Source organism: Tardiphaga sp. 20_F10_N6_6, assembly GCF_052076045.1.
GTDB lineage: Bacteria > Pseudomonadota > Alphaproteobacteria > Rhizobiales > Xanthobacteraceae > Tardiphaga > Tardiphaga robiniae.
The window spans coordinates 2,815,586-2,833,419 of the sequence record NZ_CP197239.1; the positions used below are offsets into that span (position 1 = coordinate 2,815,586).

Sequence of the window (17,834 nt, forward strand, 5' to 3'; positions counted from 1 at the left end):
CCTACCAATTCGGGCCACTCACAAAGAAGGGCGATCTCATGAAACTCGAAAGCTTCGTTTGCGGACAATGGGCGGCCCCCGGGCGCGACCTGATCGAGATCGCCAGCGCGGTGTCCGGCGACGTGGTCGCGCAAGCGACCAGTGGCGGGATCGATATGCGCAAGGTGCTGGACTATGCCCGCGGCACCGGTGGCGCCCATCTGCGACGACTGACCTTCCACCAGCGCGCGGACATGCTGAAGAAACTCGGTCAGTATCTGACCGAGCGTAAGGAGCAGCTTTACAAGCTGTCGTTCCAGACCGGCGCGACCCGCGTCGACAACATGATCGACGTCGACGGCGGCATCGGCACCCTGTTCGTCTATGCCGGCAAGGGCCGCCGCGAACTACCTAACGCGAAATTCTTGCTCGATGGCAGCGTGGAATCGCTGTCGAAAGCCGGCAGCTTCGCTGGCCAGCACATCGTGACGCCGCTGCACGGCGTCGCGGTGCATATCAATGCGTTCAATTTCCCCTGCTGGGGGATGCTGGAAAAGCTCGCCCCCGCTTTGCTGGCCGGCGCTCCGGTCGTCACCAAGCCCGCGACCGTGACGTCCTATGTGGCGCATGCGCTGGCGCGCATGATTGCCGAGTCCGGCATTCTGCCCGACGGCGCCTTCCAGTTTGTCGTCGGCTCGACCGGCGACCTGTTCGATCACCTCACCTGCCAGGACGTGGTGTCCTTCACCGGCTCGGCCGAGACCTCGCAGAAGCTGCAGCGACATCCGATTATTGCCCGGGAGGCCGTCCGTTTCGTGGCCGAGCGGGATTCGCTCAACGCGGCCATCCTCGCGCCCGATGCCGCGCCGGGCACGCCGGAATTCGACCTCTTCATCAAGGAAGTGGCGAAGGAGATGACGGTGAAGGCGGGACAGAAATGCACCGCGATCCGCCGCGCCATGGCACCATCCGCCCATGTCGATGCGGTCATCGCGGCGCTGCGCGAACGGCTCGCCAAGATCACCATCGGCAATCCAGAACTGGAAAGCGTGCGCATGGGCCCGCTGGTCGGACTGGACCAGCGGCGCGACGTGCTCGCCCATGTGGCGAAGCTTCGGACCGAGGCCGAACTGGTCAGCGGCGATCCCGACCATTTTTCCGTCGAGGGTGCGGACGCCGCACGCGGCGCTTTCGTGCCGCCATTGCTGTTGCATTGCGCGAATCCCGCCACCGCCATCAGCGTGCATGAGATCGAAGCGTTCGGCCCGGTCTGCACTGTCATGGGCTACGACGCGCTGGATGACGCGATCACGCTCGCCAATCGTGGCGGCGGCAGTCTGGTCGCATCGGTCTATACGCATGATACAAAAATCGCATCCGACCTCGTATTCGGCATCGGCAGCTTCCACGGGCGCCTGGTGATGATCGATCGCGATTGTGCCAAGGAACAGACCGGCCACGGCTCACCCATGCCGCAGATGGTCCACGGCGGCCCCGGCCGCGCCGGCGGCGGCGAGGAACTCGGCGGCATCCGCAGCCTGCAGCACTACATGCAGCGCACTGCATTGCAGGGATCACCTGCCATGCTCACCGGGATCACCAGAAGCTGGTCCAAAGGCGCGCCGATCGTCGAGAAGGAACGACATCCGTTCCGCTATCACTTCGAAGATCTCGATGTCGGGCAGACCTTCATGTCGAAGGAACGCACGATCACGCTCGAGGACATCGAGCACTTCGCCCACTTCACCGGCGATACATTCTACGCCCATATGGATGAGGAAGCGACCAAGGGACACCCGTTCTTTCCCGGCCGCGTCGCCCATGGCTACCTGCTGCTGTCCTTCGCTGCCGGACTGTTCGTGGATCCCGATCCCGGCCCGGTGCTCGCCAATTACGGCCTCGACTCGCTGCGCTTCATCAAGCCGGTGCAACCCGGTGAGGCCATTAAGGTACGGTTGACCGCGAAGGATAAGTCGCCGCGCAACAAGCAATATGGCGAGGTTCGCTGGGACGTCGAAATCACCACCGCGACCAACGAAACGGCGGCGACCTATGAACTGCTCACGATGAACGCCGTGCGCCCCTGATTCTTGTATTGGGCAGCGCCCATTGGCTGCCGCCACCACACCCGAAATTTATTCAGGAGACCACCATGATCCTCGTCACAGTGATGTATCCCGCCGGAGCCGAAACGAAATTCGACCTCGATTATTATCTGAGCAAGCATATGCCGCTGGTGAGGGAACGCTGGACACCGCATGGGTTGACCAATACCCAGGTCGTGAAGGGCGTCAGCAAACCCGACGGCAGCGCACCGGACTTCCAGATGATGGCGCTGCTGACCTTCGGATCGCTCGACAATTTCAAGGCTGCCGGCAAGGCGCATGGCCGTGAGATCTTCGCCGACATCCCGAATTTCACCGATACTCAGGCTACGGTTCAGATCAGCGAGATTCTGGCCTGAGCCAGTCATGGCGTCGATGATCGGTGGAGATGCACCTCATGGCCAGCACGACGGCGATTGGTGATGCGGAGCTCGTCCGCGGCTTTTCGTTGAAGGCACTGCCCGACGCCTTTTACGATGACCCCTATCCAACCTATCGCGCGCTGCAGGCGCACGACCCGTTGCACAGGATGCCGGATGGTTCGCTGTTCCTGACACGGCACAGCGATCTCGAGGCCATCTACAAGGACACGACCCGCTTCAGCTCCGACAAGAAGGTGGAGTTCGCGCCCAAATACGGCGTGGGCTCGCTGCTGTTCGAACACCACACCACCAGTCTGGTGTTCAACGATCCGCCGCTGCATACGCGCGTCCGCCATCTCATTGCCGGCGCCCTCAGCCCCCGCGCGATCGCCGAGACCGAACCACGGCTGATCACTCTCGTCGATCGGCTGCTCGACGATATGACAGCCCGCGATCATGTCGATCTGATCGAAGACTTCGCTTCAGCGATCCCGATCGAAGTCATCGGCAACCTGCTCGGTGTTCCGCATGCGGAACGCGGCCCGCTGCGCGGCTGGTCGCTCGCCATTCTCGGCGCGCTCGAACCTTCGCTATCGCTGGAGGTACAGGCCCGCGGCGAGACTGCGGTCACCGAATTCCTCAACTATCTGCGCCGGCTTGTCGCGGACCGGCGAGTACGGCCGGGCGATGTCGAACACGACGTCCTGACACGTCTCATCGCCGGCGAAACCGCTGGCGGCGAACGGCTCAGTGAAAGTGAATTGCTGCAGAACTGCATTTTCATCCTGAATGCCGGCCATGAGACCACCACCAATCTGATCGGCAACGGCCTCGAACTGCTGTTGCGTTTTCCGGAACAGAAGCAGCGCCTGATCGACGAGCCGGCGCTGATCCGCACGGCGATCGAGGAATTCCTGCGGTTCGAAAGCTCCAATCAGCTCGGCAATCGCGGCGTCGCGGTCGAGACCGAGATCGGAGGCATCGCACTTCCAAAAGGCACGCTGATCACGCTGTGCATCGGCGCCGCGAACCGCGACCCCGCGCAATTTTCTGCGCCCGATCAACTCGACATCAGCCGCGCGCCGAACCGTCATCTGGCTTTCGCTTCGGGCGCCCATGTCTGCGCGGGCCTCAATCTTGCCCGCATGGAAGGCCGCATCGCCATCGGACGCTTCATGGCTCGCTTCCCGAATTTCGCAGCCGCGGGACCCGCAAAACGCGCCCGGCGCGCACGATTCCGCGGCTTCACGTCATTGCCCGTAACGCTTGGATGATTTCTTCACACCGAATGCAGGATGCTCCGTGATGACGACCTTCGACGCCTCCACTGCCACTCATCTGCTGCAGACCGTTTTTGCCCCATGGGTGCAGGACCTCGACCTCTCCATCGAAAGCATCGGCGGTGACGGCGCAATCTTGCGCATGAAGTTCTCGGACAGGCTCTGCCGCGATAACGGCGTGGTTTGCGGACAGGCGCTGATGTCTCTGGCCGACACCGCCATGGTGTTCGCGATATCTTCGGCAGCGGGCGAATATCTGCCGATGACCACAGTGGATCAGACTATCCACTTCCTCAAGCCGGCCCTGCGTTCCGATCTGCTGGCGCAGGCGCGCGTGGTCCGGCTGGGCCGCACCATGGCATTCGGCAGCGTGTCGATCGAAACCGCAAGCGACGCAAAGCCGGTTGCGCTGGCCCAAACCGCCTATGCGATCATGCGCGACAGCAAGTGATCAGACCTGATCATAATCGACGGTGATGCGCTCAGACACCGGATGCGCCTGACAGGTGAGCACGAAGCCCGCCTCCAGTTCCCACGGCTCCAGTGAATAATTGACATCCATCTGCGTGTCGCCCTCGACGACCTTGGCGCGGCAGGTGCTGCACATGCCGCCCCTGCAGGCATAGGGCAGATCCATGCCCGCGCGAAGCGCCGCATCGAGGATGGATTCGCCATCCACCATTGGCACGTCCTTGCGCTTGCCGTCCACGATGAGCGCCGCGACCGCCTTGGGCGGCGCCTCCGGGGCCACCACCGGCTTCGGCCGTGGCTTGCCACCCAGGCCCGAGACGAAACGCTCGACGTGAATATGCTCCGTGGCGACGCCGAGTTCGGTACAGGTCGCCGCGATCTCCTCGCTCATGGCCACTGGTCCGCAGATGAACACATGATCGATCGCCTTCGCCGGCACCATCGCGCGCAGCAGGATGGAGACCTTGTCGTGGTCCAGCCGGCCATACAGGATCGGCAGGTCTTGTTCTTCCTGAGATAGGACGTGGAACACGGACAGACGGCCCATGAACCGGTCTTTCAATTCCTCCAGTGCTTGAAGAAACAGAATGCCGGAGGCCGTCCGGTTGCCGTAGAACAGAAAGAAGCGGCTCTGCGGCTCACGCGCGAGAATGCCGCGAATGATCGACATGATCGGTGTGATACCGGATCCGGCAGCGAAGCCCACATGGATGCGCGCCTGCTCCGGCGCATGCGCGATGCCAAAGCGACCGGTCGGTGTCATGACGTCGAGTTCGTCCCCCGATTTGAGCTGCTCGAGCGCCCAGTTCGAAAAGGCGCCGCCATCGACCTTTTTCACGGCGATGCGCAGTTCGCGATCATCAGGGCTGGAGCAGATCGAATAGGACCGGCGCACCTCCTCGCCATCCATCATAGCCCGCAGCGTCAGATACTGGCCCGGCGCAAACGCGTAATCCTGTTCGAGATCTTCGGGAATGGCGAACGTCATCGACACCGCATCGGAGGTTTCCCGGCGTAGGTCATCGACCGCGAGACGATGGAATTTGGGGGTGTGGGACATCGGCGCTCGTCCTAGTGACACTTGAAATAATCGAACGGCTCGCGGCACGTCATGCAGCGCCACAGCGCCTTGCAGGACGTCGAGCCGAATTCGGACAGCACTTCGGTCGCGAGCGACCCGCATTGCGGGCAGGCCACCTGCTGTTCGCCGAACAATGCGCGGCGGCCACCGCCGGATTGCGGCGGCGCGACGCCGTAATCTTTAAGCTTGCGACGGCCATCATCGCTCATCCAGTCCGTCGTCCAGGCCGGCGACAGCACCGTCCTGATCCTCGAATTCCGGATTCCCTCGCGCGCCAATGCCAGTTCGATTTCCAGCTCGATCATGTTCATCGCCGGGCATCCCGAATAGGTCGGCGTAATCGCGACCTCGACCTGCCCATCCACGATGGAGACCTCGCGCAGCACGCCGAGATCCGCGATGGTCAGGACCGGAATTTCCGGATCGACCACTTCGGCGGCCGCAGCCCATGCGCGCGCGCGCAACGCACTGTCGCTGGTGTCGGCGGCTACCACGTTGCGCCCGGGAACGAGCGCTGCAGCGACTGCAGCTCGCTGAGAAGATGGCCGAGATGTTCGCTATGATGTCCCGAACGCCCGCCCTTCTGCATCCAGTCTTTCTTCGGGCATGCCAGCGTCGCCGTCTGCAAGACTTCGGTCACGGTATTGGTCCAGCCGGCGCGCAGGCTCTCGGGATCGACCGCAAGCCGATCGCCGATCAATCCGGCGTCGCTTTCATCGGTGTGAAACAACTCGCCGGTGAATGCCCAGAGATCGTCAACTGCGTCTTGCGCACGACTGTGGCTCTCGGCCGTGCCGTCGCCAAGGCGGATCACCCATTCGGACGAATGCCTGACATGATAGGCACTCTCCTTCTCGGATTTCGCGGCGATCGCCGCCAGCGTGGCATCTTTGGAACCCATCATGGCGCGCCAGTAGGCATCGGCAAAGGCCGAGTAGAAGAACTGCCGGACGATGGTGCGCGCGAAATCGCCATTCGGCTGTTCGACCAGCAGGAGATTGCGATACTGGCGGACGTCGCGCAGATAGGCGTAGTGATCCTCGTCATTGCCGTTGTCTTCGACCTTGGCCGCGTAGCTATACAGCTCACGCGCCTGGCCAATCAGGTCAAGGCCCATATTGGCGAGCGCCATATCCTCTTCCATCATCGGCGCATGGCCGCACCATTCTGAAAGCCGGTGTCCCAAGATCAGCGCGTCGTCGGCACGACGCAACGCATAAAGCACCAGGGGACTCTCAGTTACCGAAATCGAAGCTGCAGCCATGGCCTGTGATCCTGCTGGCAAGAATTCTGTTGCTGTAAGAGCATGGCGCGTACGCGAAAGAAGCAGCGCGTGCGCTTGCTCACATATGGCCGACTTCGTCCGGCACATCGTAGAATGTCGGATGCCGATAGATCTTCGACAGTGCCGGCTCGAACATCATGTCCTTTTCGGCAGGATCCGAGGCGACAATGGTGTCCGACGGGACGATCCAGATCGACAGCCCCTCGCCGCGGCGCGTGTAGATATCGCGCGCCGCCTGCATCGCCAGGTCGGCATCCGCGGCGTGCAGCGATCCGACATGCTTGTGTGCCAGCCCGTTGCGACTGCGAATGAAGACTTCCCAAAGCTGGATGTTCGGCGTGCTCATGATCAGCTCCTGTCCGTTCAAGCCGCGACAGCTGCGCGGCGTGCCCGCTGCTTCTCCGCATAGGCCGCGGCGGCCTCGCGGACCCATGCGCCATCGTCATGTGCCTTGCGGCGCGCGGCGAGACGATCGCGATTGCAGGGGCCATTGCCGGCCAGCACGTCCTGGAATTCCTTCCAGTTGATGGCGCCATAATCCCAATGGCCCGTCGTTGCATTCCACTTGAGATCCGCATCCGGGATCTTGAGGCCGAGATAGTCGGCCTGGGGAACGGTGGCGTCGACGAATTTCTGACGCAGCTCGTCATTGGAAAAACGCTTGATCTTCCAGCGGGTGGACTGATCGCTGTGCTGGCTCTCGCCATCCGGCGGGCCGAACATCATCAGGCACTGCCACCACCAGCGATCCAGCGCACTCTGCGCCATCGCCTTCTGTTCGGGCGTCCCGTGCGACAGCGTGACCATGATCTCGTAACCTTGGCGCTGATGAAACGACTCTTCCTTGCAGACGCGGATCATCGCGCGCGCATAGGGGCCGTAGGAACATCGGCACAGCGGAATCTGGTTCATGATGGCGGCACCGTCCACCAGCCATCCGATCGCGCCGATATCGGCCCAGGTCAGCGTCGGATAGTTGAAGATGGACGAATACTTCGCCTTGCCGCTGAGCATCTGATCGACAAGTTCCTCGCGCGAGGTGCCGAGCGTTTCCGCGGCCGCATAAAGATAGAGTCCGTGCCCACACTCGTCCTGCACCTTCGCCAGCAGGGCCGCCTTGCGACGCAGGGTCGGCGCACGCGTGATCCAGTTGCCTTCCGGCAGCATGCCGACGATTTCGGAATGGGCATGCTGGGAAATCTGCCGCGTCAATGTCTTGCGATAGGCAGCAGGCATCCAGTCATTGGGCTCGATGCGCTCCTCATTGGCGACGCGGGCCTCGAAACGAGCGGATTTGTCAGCGTCTTCCAGATGCCGGTCGTCGGCCTGCGGCGCATTCAGGGCCTGCGTATACATGCCTCATCCTCCCGTATGTTTCCCACAACATATAACGGAAAAATCTAATGGCAAGATATTTTTGTAACATAACAGCTATTGGCGCGAGAACCTGCGGGCGAGTTCCATGCCAGGCGCTGGCAATGGTCCGCCCGCGCTTGCGCCGTGTTGGTCGAGCCACTGCTCGGAGGCTGAGAGCAAGGCCCGGTAGATCCGTCCGCACAGCGCACGAGCCTCTGCGGCGGGCCAATCCGCCGGTAGCAGCGCCGATGGCAGCAATGGGTCGCGCAGCAGGACGCGACGGTATTGATGAATCAGCAGGATACGCGCCAGCATCGCATCTGCGGGCGGCAGTGCATCCGCGCCGGCGATCCACGCCTCGAGCGGCGCGAAAGTCTTCAGAAAATCCCGATACGAATCGGCGATCCGCGGCAGCAGCCAGGACTCCCCGATCAGGCGTCGCCCCATTTCGTTATCGGCCGATACTTCCAGCCGGATCGCACCGGCCGCTGCCGATGGCACGGCGGTGCCGGATGGCGCGACCCAGACGCCCGGCATCGGATTGCCGAACCCCGCCTCGGTCAATGCGGCGCGCGACACCTCGCGATCCCCGCCATTGGAGATCAGGAGCAATTCAAGACGCCCCTGCCACTCGGAGGGCTGCGGATTGTAGACATGCGCTACGGCTGACGCGAAGCGCTCCTGCCCGTCTGGAGCCAGCTTGTAGAAACTCTTGCGGCCGACCTTCTCGCGATCGAGCCAGCCGTCGGCGGCGAGACGGGACATCGCGGTGCGCACCACGCCGCCGTCGATCTCCAGCATCTCCAGAAATGCCAGCAATGTGCCGAGCCACACCGATCCGCCACGCGGCAAAATCGCATCGCCGTAGAAGGTGATGATCAGTGAGCCGGTGCGCGATGGTTCACGCTTGAATCGGCTGATAATGCGAAAGAGCGGATGCTGCGACATGCCACATCCGTAAAACATTCCGGGGCAATCACCAACCTGCTCGCCCCTGCACTTTGATTGGTAGAATGAGATCCGACATGCGCCGCCGGCCCGGCGCAAAGATCAGCATCCGGCGAAGTACTGAGTGCTGAGCGCAAAACACAGTGCACCCGCTCCGACCATTCGAAGGACTCGCGTCATGGTCAGCGGCGGCGACCTGCCGATGATATCGATTGGTGGCGATGCTTGGCAAACGCCAACGCAGCAAGACCTGCCGAGCACGGCACAAAAGCGATAAGGTGATTCATGCTGCTCTTTCTCGGGCGCGACCGCGATCGAACCTCGCTTGTTTGCCGTAGGCCTGGGCTGAGCGCGACGGCCCCGCAGGTCCGTATAGCCAGGACAGCATGGAGCAGTGCAAGCGTTCAGCACATGAGACCCACACCGACGAGACCCAATCGCCCTGAATCAGGCTGTGCCATAGCGGTCGTTGCGTGGAGAATGCATCGAGGACTGGCAGCAGAAAGAGCAGCTCGGACGCCGCCCACAGCTGCTCGACCCAGGCCGATCTGGCTGGACGTACCGACGCGTGCAGGAGCGTGAAGGCCCAGACGCTAAAGAATAGATTGATCCCCAAGTCAGCCCGGCCTTCCACCGGATACGGCAGAAGGCGATTGCCCCACAGAAACGCGCGGTCATGGCGATCGACAGGCCGACAATGCTCGAAATACTCAGTCGCTCGACGAGTCGGAATAGCCGGCAATTACAATATCCATGAGCGGCTTACGCCATTAGGCGAAAGTTAGCAGTCGTTGCTTCGCATCATGTTGCGGGCAGGATAAAACGGATAAAGTCCTGGTGCCCAAGGAGGGAATCATACGCAACCACCGACACGACGAACCGCTGTTTGTCGTCAATATGATGGCGTGAGGCTCGGCATTGGTGGATCAGCGTGTTCATATCCCTTGCACTTCAATAGGAAACAATGCCTTCTACAGCTCATCGAATTTCGCCATTCCACCGCTGTCAGTTTCCGCCTTTGCGATGGGGACAACTCTCCGGAGCCAATCACGTGCACGGGGCTGAATGGATCCTGCATGCGATCGTTGTCGCTGCGGCGATCGCGGCGGCGGGATACTCATCGTCCGGAGCGCTGTCGCCATTGCCCCCGCCATAGCCGAGCACTTCGACGATGATGACCGAGGGACGGTCATTGTTCGTCTGGGCCGGCGCCGCCGCCTGCTGCGTCGCCGCAGTCGCGTTCGACGTCGAGAGTGCCACACTGATGTTTGGTGTCTGCACGGTCGGGATACCCGACGACGTGCCCTGCACCTGGATGTTCGCAGCATTGAGAATTTGCAGCGCTGCCAGATTGACATTGCCAGAGACGCGGATGACCGCTTCGCCTGCATCGATGGTGCCGCGCGGTGCGATCGGAGCGGACAGCCCCAACCTGTCGAACGTTGCTATCTCACAGAAAGGCGAAAAATCCGAGATACTCAGAAATTTCTGGCACCGGTCATCGTGCTTTGATCACGGATTTCTGTGGCCGATCTGTAATTGGTAATCTTCTGCCGGAATTTCAGACTTTGCTTTGTGGGAATACGTCACCTGCATAAGGCACCTCATGACCTTGCTTAGAAATCGACATATTCTGACATGGCAAGCGCATCATTCACCTCAATTCCCCCGGTACCGATAGTGCTTTTAAGCTTGGCGTGAGCTAAGAGCGATCGCGCGACGCCAAGCGTTCCGATCCTTTCTTTCAGCGGACGTATCTCATCGTAACTACCCATTGGATTTGAGGGCAGTTCAGAGGACGCGAAACTGCCGGCGAGAGTTGTTTCACCGACCGTTCCTCCGCCTTCTGTCTTCGCGTCGCTCACCGCCGATGGAGTTCGTCACGTCATCGTTGGGCGATCCGTTGGTGTTGGTTCTCCCGCCAGCATTGCCGGCGACGATTCCAGTTGGAGCCGGCGAGCTCGGCGGCGGCTGGAAGAGGTTATCGAAGGAGGACTTCGCACTGCCGACAGGGGACGGCGACATCGTATTGGCGCTTGGCGCTGCCGGGTTGACCACGGCGATCTGACCGGGGGGTGGCGCGAGCGAGACGTTGAACGACTTGATTGTGAAAACCGCCCCGACATAGCTCAGCGCATAGTTCGGCAAAACGCCGAGCGAGCCTAGCTGAATGGCATAGTCGCCCACCACATCACCCAGCGCGCGCTCCAGCGAGCCGGAGAAGCGGTCGCCGTTGAACAGCGTGCCGCCGGTGAGACGATAGGTCAGCGCCGGATCAAGCTCTGCGAACATCTTGCTCTGGGGATCTGCGGTGACTGTCAGCGGCGCGGCCGTCACGATCCAGACGCCACTGTTGCGGGCCGAGATCGCATAGTTCGGATTGGTCAGCGTTCCGGCTACGTCGAGCAAATAGGGATTGCCCGCGACGCCGGTCCGGCCGGTGATGCCGAACGAATTGACGAGCCCGGTCAAAACCTCAATCCCCTGACCGTTCTGCAAACCGATGGCCGACAGGCCGGGATTGAGCGGCGAACTGCCATAGACCGATGTGCCGCCATTGGCCGTGACAACAATGGAGGCTGGCGTGACGGTCCAGCTACCCGGATTGAACGCGGAGACCTGATAGTTTGGATTGGCCAGCGTGCCGAGCACGCTGAGCGCATATGGCCCATGTGCCACGCCGCTGGTCGCGGTAATGCCGAACGAGTTGCGAAGGCCCGCAAGAACGTCGACGCCCTCGTTATTCTGCAAGCCGGTGGCCGACAGACCAGGATTGAGCGGCGAGCTGCCATAGACCGATGTGCCGCCATTGGCCGAGACCACGATAGACGCCGGTGTGACGGTCCAGCTGGCGTCGTTGCGCGCCGCCACGCGATAATTCGCATTGGTCAGTGTTCCCGCCACGCTGAGCGTATACGGACCGCCAGCCACGCCCGTCGTCGGCAGGATGCCGAACGAGTTGCTCAGGCCGGTCAGGGCATCGACATCCTGACCGTTCTTCAAACCATTCGCCGAGAAGCCCGGATTGGACGGCGACTGGCCATAGACCGAGCTGCCACCATTCGCCGACACGATGATGTCCGCCGCAGTGACCGACAGCAAACCGCCGGCATAGCTGATTGTATAATTGCCGAGGCCATTGCCGAGCGCATTGCTGGCCGTGATCCCGTAGGGTGCGCCCGTCACATTCGCCAATGCATCCGCGCCGAGGCTCGCCAGCGTCACGCCGGTCACGCGGTCGGTGCCATAAAGCGTGCCGCCGATGCTGTAACCGCTGCTGCCGAGGGCGAGCGTATCGCCATAGGTCTTGGACTGGTCGTTCGCCGTGATGGTCAGCGCCGCCTTGGTGATGTTACCGATATTGCGGCTATTGTTGACGACCAGCGTGTAGTTGCCGGCCGCGCTGCCGGTGAGGCCGCCGGAACCGAGATTGAACGAGACGGTCTTGCCGCTTCCAGCATTGGCATTGTCATAGGCGCCCGAGGTCGGCAGGTTCGTCACCGACAGCAGGCCGGAATCGCCCACCACCACATTGCTCAGCGTGAAATTGTTGGTGCCGAGCGCGGCGGTGTTGGTGCCGTCATACTGCTTCTCCACCGTGCCGGTGAGCGACAGCGTCACGGTGCGCTTGGCGATGCTGTAATCGTTCCCGACGAAACTCACCCGATAGTTCGAGGATGCGGCGAGCGAGCCCTGATTGATGGCATAGTTGCCGGCATTCTCGCCCGCGGCGCGGCCGATCGTGCCGGTGAGACTGTCGCCATTCACCAACGATCCACTGGTCACCTGCCAGGTGAGGGCGGAACCTGTGTCGCCATAGGTCTTGCCCTGACCGGCATCGGCCGCCACCGTGATCGCACGCTGCGTCACCGTCAGTTGCCCGCTCGGCAGATTGACGATGCGATAGGTCGATCCGTCATTGCTGACGGGCTGGAGCTGGGTAGGACGGTTGGTCACATACGGCGTCATGCGCAGCCACGCCACGCCATCGCCAATAGTCACGCCCATCGGAACCAGGAAGAAGTCCGACGTACCGGTGAGAACGATCGCACCATTGCCGTTGACCGTGGCGGATACGCCGTTCTGCGAGGTGAACTGATTGATGCGATCCGCGATCTGCTGCGCGGTCGAATTCCGATCCCACAGGATGTCGTTCCCGTTGTTGATCCGCATGCCGAGATATTGCGGTCCAAACCCGCCCTGGCTCGGGGCACCAGCGCCGACAGCCTGCGGCGGCAGGACGGTCATCCCCGCCGTCACGGCATAGGTACCGACGCCCGACGACTGATTGGCGGTGGTGCTCAGGGCAAGCGGAATCTTGTTCGGCGTATCGTAGTTTTTGAGGCCGTAGATCATCGCCGCCAGCGTCGTATTGGCATCGCCATACATGCGCGTGGCATTCGATGTCTCGACGACGGCGACGTGATTGGCCCAGTAGAATTCCGGATAGCGCGCGACGCCGTCCGACTGGCCCGCGCTGTTCGACGGGATCCAGACGTTGCGATAATCCCAGCCGGTATAGACGGTGCGGAACGTGTTGAGATCCTGCATCTGCGCCGTGGTCAGGCCGGTGCCGACGAAGGTCTGGCCACGATTGGGATTGAGCCAGGACGGATTCGAGACGCTGGAATCGTAATACGTATTGGTGACCGTTCCCGTCCGCCCGTTGTCGCTTACATTGCGCCCGACGACCGAGCCGACAAAGTGCACCCCATAGTTCCAGGCTCGGTCGAGCCGCCCGGTCGTATAGGAATTAATGATGGTGCCCGTGCCGTCATTGGTCGCATTGGTACCGACGAGACCGCCGATCGTGCCATTGCCGCGCACGAGGCCCGTCGCATAGGAATTGACGATCCGCCCGGGTCCGCCGTTTTCGTTCACGTTGACGCCGGCGAGGCCGCCCCCTTGGCCGACAAAGGTGACGTAATCAGACTGCTGGCCAACAGCCTCGACCGCGACTGTGCTGTAGGACTCTTCGATCGTGCCGCGATTGTAGCCGACCAGGCCGCCGGCGGCCCAGTTCGAATAGACCCCGCTCGCGTCATCGCTGCGCGACGCCCATGAGCGGAAGATCGTGCCGTCGCTCACGCCAGCGATCGAGCCGGCAGATCCCCAGTCGGCTATGATCCTGCTATCGACGACGCCGAGATTCTTCACCACGCTGCCGGATGCCAGATAGGCAAACACGCCCGCATGATTGCCGTCGGTCATATTCACGAAGAGGTTTCTGATCGCGTGACCCTGGCCGTCCAATGTTCCGGTGAACGAGGCTGCCGTTTTCGCGTAGTCGGCGTACTGTCCCGACTGCGAATATCCTGTCTCCCCCAGCGTATAAACAGTCGTGTAGACCTCGCGCACTCCATTGTTCCAGACCTCATACGAATCGGACGGTCGATTCTCGCCAAATTGCAGGCGCATGAAGTACTTCGTCGTGTAACCGCTATAGCTGATCGGCGAGATCGGCGAGAAGGCGTTGCCCTTCCACATCCCGGTGGACAATTCTGCCGACGCGTTGATGTCGCGCGCAAGCTTGTAACTGGCAGCACCGTTCATATTCACCAGTTGCAACTGGTGCAGGTTCTGGATGTTGGTCGAATATTCGGCCTTCAGGAACGGACGCGTATAGCCGTCCACCATGTACCAGTGGGAGTGAAAGTTGCCTTCCTGGTATCCATTGAGATAGTTCGGGTCGTTGAAATTGCTGTAGGAGTTAAGCGAATACGGGCTGTTGTCGGAATTCGTGTTCAGCGCAGCAACATATTGAATCTGCTCCGACGTCCAGCCGCCGGGCATGTCGTGATAGGAGCGACCGAAGGCGCGGCTGGTGCCGGACGTGGCCTGATCCCAGTAAACATGCCAGATGCGTGCTGACTGGCTGTGCTGGGAATTGAAGCTTTCCATCGTATCCCAGTCGCGGAACTGGTTGCGCCCGACGATGCCACCCACATTGGTGCCGGACACCACGCCCGCGAAATACGAATCTTGAAGCGACGCGAAGCCCATCACGCTCCATTGATTTTCGCCAACAAGACCGCCGGTCCAGCTCGTGCCGTTCACGCTGGCAAGCGAATAAGTCCAGCGGACCATGGCGCCTTCGCCATTGATGCCGGCAATGCCACCTGCCGTCGCGCCGGTGACCGAGCCGGCCGAATAGGAGTCCTGGATGGTACCGTAATTGTAGCCGGCGATGCCGCCAACAACATAGCCGCGGATGGCACCGGTCGAATAGGAGCCGCCATTGATGATGCCATTATTGCGTGCCACCAGACCGCCCGCGCCCAGCGAACTGGCGATGTTGGTCACGCTCGCCGTCGAATAAACATTCGTCAGCGTGCCATTGTTCTCTGCGGCGATCGAACCGACATAGCTGGCATTGCCACTGAACGAACCGCCGATGATACCGACATTCCGGATCGTGCCATTGTTCTGGTAGAACACGCCGACATCGCCACCGCCGACCTGCCCTTCGCCGCGGCGTTGGTACATGTTCAGGATCGCATAGCCGCGGCCATCGAGCGTACCGGTGAAGCCCTGATAGGGGCGACCATCTCCAAACGCACCGATCGGATCGAAGCCGCGGCAGATGCCGCTCAGACAGGTCCAGGTCGACGTCACGCTGGCATCGATGTCCCGGCCCAGCGCGTAGGTACCGCCGAGATTGGATTCGATTCCCTTCAATTGGTAGACATCATTCACCAGCATATACGCTGCCACGGTCGCGCCGTAGCCGCTCTGCGTGATGCTGGAATAGTTGATCGTATTGGCGTAGCTGCCGGTTGCCGCATAGGGATTGTAAAAGATTTCGACGGGCGTGGCCGTATTCACCCGCGCATTGGACGCGAAGTTGACGAGGCCGTTGTCGGAGCGGAGCGTCACCGAAGTCAGCGCACTGTTGAAGTTGGAAATGTGATCGTTGATCTGGATATTTCCGGCCGACCGCAGATTGATCGTGCCGAACGAGCCCAGCGAGTTGGTGGTGATCGCACCACCCGACGTGATCGATATATTGCCGCCGACAATGCTGCCGATCCTTCCGGCAGTGACGTCGCCCGACGCCACGATCGATGTCGAGGTCGAGGCCGCCGTCCCTGTTGCGCGAATGCTGCCTTCGAAAGTGAGCGAGCCGCCGATCACCAGCGATATATCGCGCCCAATGAGGTCGCCGGTTACCAGATTGCCGTTGTTGGTGAAGGCCACCGAACCGGGAGTAAACGACTGCGGGTCTTCGTTCCCCCAGCCCACACTCGCTGTATCGCTCGACAGCCGGCCGACGACATTACCGGCGCTGGTCAGTGATACCGACGTGAACGTCATCGGGAGCACCAGGTTAGACACCATGATCGGCGCGGTCTGCGAGATGCTGCCGGGCGACGTCAGCCACAGCGTCCCGTTGCGGCCGGATATCGTGCCGTTGATCTGGATGTCGCGATAGGCATTGAGATACAGCGTATTGGCCGATGTCCAGGAGATCGGCGCATTGATGATGATATCGCCGGCGCCCTGCGTCTGGTTGCCCGGGCCGCTCGCGGACGATGCCGTGGTGATCAGCGTGACATTGGCCGCGCCGAGATTGGCGCCGATGGTCGCCGCCGCCGCGGAATCGATGGTCAGTGTGACCGGATCGAGCAGCCAGTCGCCGGTGCGGCCCTTCGGCGCTGACGCATCGACGCGGATGCCGGCGAAATCAAGCTGCTTGCCCGAGGTCTCAATGAGGCCGCCGTCGCCGCCATTGACACCGCCGCGCGCCGACAACGTACTGCGCACGCTGGTGAGACCGTCCGACCACAGCACGATCTTGCCGCCCTTGCCGCTGTCCAGCGCGTCGGCGCGGATCACCGTCGCCGAATCCGCCGTGACCTTGACGGCATGCTGGAAATCGCCGCGACCATAGGCATCGCCACCGATGCGAACGCCGCCGCCGCCGGCCGCGCCCGACGCGTCGATGCGCGCACCGGCCAGCGCGATCTCGGCGCCGCTGATGTCGATCTGGCCGCCTGTCTTTTTGGCAGCCACCTGATTGCGCGACTTGCCGGTCGCCGTGACACGGCCGGACACGTTGACGCGGCCACCCTCGCCGCCACCGAGCACGATGCGGCCGGCGCGGGTGCCGACCGAATTGGCGCGGATCGTGCCCGGAACGTTCACCGCATCGCGCAGGATGTTGTTCGCCGTGGCGGCGCTGAGGAACACCTGTCCGCCATCGGCACGGATCTTTCCGCTATTGGTCACCAGCGCCTTGCCGGTGCCATCGACGAGATTGCCAAGCTGGTTGGACGGTACAGCGACCGACAGGAAGCCGTCGCCGGACAGATCGAGCGTAATCATCTCGCCGGAGCCGAGGCCGACCTTGCCGAGCCGCGCCGAAATGACGCCGTCGTTGGCAACGCGGCCACCGAGCAACGCAGCGAAGCCACCATCGGACACATTGATGCGACCAGCATTGGTGACAACAGCCGACGAGCCGTTGCCGATGAACGTGTACTTGCCCGACAGGAAGTCCTCGTTCCGGATATCCAGGGTCGACGCCGCAAAGGAGCCGGTATTGACCACGCCCGTATTGGTGATCGCAACGCCGTTTGGATTGACCAGCAGTACAATGCCGGGCGCGTTGATCGTGCCGGCGATGCTGGAGGGCGTGGTACCCGTAACGCGGTTGAGGGTGGCAGCCGCCGCGCTCGGCTGGTTGAAGTTGACGGTGCCACCGGCACCGATCGAGAACGAATTCCAGTTGATGATGGCGCTGTTCGAGGATTGGTTGACGTTCAGCGTCCCGTTCGACGGCGCGGCGATACTCGCGGCGCCATGGGTCACGGTGCCTCCGCCCGGCAGCGTCTGCGCCAGTGCAATGCTGCCACTGAACACCACGCAGCCGAACACCAGCGGTGCGAAAGCCGCCCTCACGCTGCCGCGGATCGGCGTCACGTCATATGTCTGTGTCATGCCCAGCTCCTGTCACCTGCACGGGCG

Annotated in this window: 12 protein-coding genes; 4 read left to right on the top strand and 8 right to left on the bottom strand. The window is 61.9% G+C overall.

Annotation, left to right across the window (positions count from 1 at the left end; genetic code table 11):
• Positions 1–38: 38 nt before the first annotated feature.
• The 4 genes from paaZ to AB7813_RS13610 all read left to right on the top strand — a co-directional run bounded on the left by paaZ (position 39) and on the right by AB7813_RS13610 (position 4,177).
• On the top strand, positions 39–2,066 hold the full coding sequence (gene paaZ, locus AB7813_RS13595; protein ID WP_439064719.1) for a phenylacetic acid degradation bifunctional protein PaaZ: 2,028 nt from the start codon (positions 39–41) through the stop codon (positions 2,064–2,066).
• A 65-nt stretch (positions 2,067–2,131) separates the two neighbouring features.
• Positions 2,132–2,443: an EthD family reductase gene (locus AB7813_RS13600; protein ID WP_093756946.1), complete on the top strand. Its 312-nt coding sequence runs from the start codon at positions 2,132–2,134 to the stop codon at positions 2,441–2,443.
• 38 nt (positions 2,444–2,481) lie between these two features.
• The gene (locus tag AB7813_RS13605) at positions 2,482–3,720 is read left to right on the top strand and encodes a cytochrome P450 (RefSeq protein ID WP_439064720.1); all 1,239 of its coding nucleotides are present in this window, start codon (positions 2,482–2,484) and stop codon (positions 3,718–3,720) included.
• A 31-nt stretch (positions 3,721–3,751) separates the two neighbouring features.
• On the top strand, positions 3,752–4,177 hold the full coding sequence (locus AB7813_RS13610; RefSeq protein WP_439064721.1) for a PaaI family thioesterase: 426 nt from the start codon (positions 3,752–3,754) through the stop codon (positions 4,175–4,177).
• On the opposite strand, the gene paaE is transcribed toward AB7813_RS13610, so the two are convergent.
• The 8 genes from paaE to AB7813_RS13650 all read right to left on the bottom strand — a co-directional run bounded on the left by paaE (position 4,178) and on the right by AB7813_RS13650 (position 17,807).
• Entirely contained in the window at positions 4,178–5,257 is a 1,080-nt protein-coding gene (gene paaE, locus AB7813_RS13615) for a 1,2-phenylacetyl-CoA epoxidase subunit PaaE (RefSeq protein WP_439084173.1), read from the bottom strand.
• An 11-nt stretch (positions 5,258–5,268) separates the two neighbouring features.
• Positions 5,269–5,772 (bottom strand): 1,2-phenylacetyl-CoA epoxidase subunit PaaD, encoded by a 504-nt coding sequence (gene paaD, locus AB7813_RS13620; protein WP_439064723.1) that lies wholly within the window; start codon positions 5,770–5,772, stop codon positions 5,269–5,271.
• Complete coding sequence (gene paaC, locus AB7813_RS13625) at positions 5,766–6,542, bottom strand: 1,2-phenylacetyl-CoA epoxidase subunit PaaC (protein ID WP_439064724.1); 777 nt, start codon at positions 6,540–6,542, stop codon at positions 5,766–5,768. The genes paaD and paaC overlap by 7 nt, the downstream gene beginning before the upstream one ends.
• A 79-nt stretch (positions 6,543–6,621) precedes the next feature.
• Entirely contained in the window at positions 6,622–6,909 is a 288-nt protein-coding gene (gene paaB / locus AB7813_RS13630; RefSeq protein ID WP_439064725.1) for a 1,2-phenylacetyl-CoA epoxidase subunit PaaB, read from the bottom strand.
• 17 nt (positions 6,910–6,926) lie between these two features.
• The gene (paaA, locus tag AB7813_RS13635; RefSeq protein WP_439064726.1) at positions 6,927–7,919 is read right to left on the bottom strand and encodes a 1,2-phenylacetyl-CoA epoxidase subunit PaaA; all 993 of its coding nucleotides are present in this window, start codon (positions 7,917–7,919) and stop codon (positions 6,927–6,929) included.
• A gap of 75 nt (positions 7,920–7,994) precedes the next feature.
• Positions 7,995–8,867, bottom strand: a complete 873-nt coding sequence (paaX, locus tag AB7813_RS13640; protein WP_439064727.1) for a phenylacetic acid degradation operon negative regulatory protein PaaX — start codon at positions 8,865–8,867, stop codon at positions 7,995–7,997.
• Positions 8,868–9,914: 1,047 nt separating this feature from the next.
• Positions 9,915–10,298, bottom strand: coding sequence for a filamentous haemagglutinin family protein (locus AB7813_RS13645; RefSeq protein ID WP_439064728.1), 384 nt, complete (start codon positions 10,296–10,298; stop codon positions 9,915–9,917).
• A 393-nt stretch (positions 10,299–10,691) separates the two neighbouring features.
• Positions 10,692–17,807, bottom strand: coding sequence for an MBG domain-containing protein (locus AB7813_RS13650; RefSeq protein WP_439089154.1), 7,116 nt, complete (start codon positions 17,805–17,807; stop codon positions 10,692–10,694).
• Positions 17,808–17,834: the final 27 nt, after the last annotated feature.

Bases quoted from the DNA above. Each gene is read 5' to 3' on its own strand.
- paaE (WP_439084173.1), bottom strand. From the start codon at position 5,257: ATGTCCCACACCCCCAAATTCCATCGTCTCGCGGTCGATGACCTACGC.
- AB7813_RS13650 (WP_439089154.1), bottom strand. From the start codon at position 17,807: ATGACACAGACATATGACGTGACGCCGATCCGCGGCAGCGTGAGGGCG.
- paaB (WP_439064725.1), bottom strand. From the start codon at position 6,909: ATGAGCACGCCGAACATCCAGCTTTGGGAAGTCTTCATTCGCAGTCGC.
- AB7813_RS13600 (WP_093756946.1), top strand. From the start codon at position 2,132: ATGATCCTCGTCACAGTGATGTATCCCGCCGGAGCCGAAACGAAATTC.
- paaA (WP_439064726.1), bottom strand. From the start codon at position 7,919: ATGTATACGCAGGCCCTGAATGCGCCGCAGGCCGACGACCGGCATCTG.
- AB7813_RS13605 (WP_439064720.1), top strand. From the start codon at position 2,482: ATGGCCAGCACGACGGCGATTGGTGATGCGGAGCTCGTCCGCGGCTTT.
- AB7813_RS13610 (WP_439064721.1), top strand. From the start codon at position 3,752: ATGACGACCTTCGACGCCTCCACTGCCACTCATCTGCTGCAGACCGTT.
- paaC (WP_439064724.1), bottom strand. From the start codon at position 6,542: ATGGCTGCAGCTTCGATTTCGGTAACTGAGAGTCCCCTGGTGCTTTAT.
- paaX (WP_439064727.1), bottom strand. From the start codon at position 8,867: ATGTCGCAGCATCCGCTCTTTCGCATTATCAGCCGATTCAAGCGTGAA.
- paaZ (WP_439064719.1), top strand. From the start codon at position 39: ATGAAACTCGAAAGCTTCGTTTGCGGACAATGGGCGGCCCCCGGGCGC.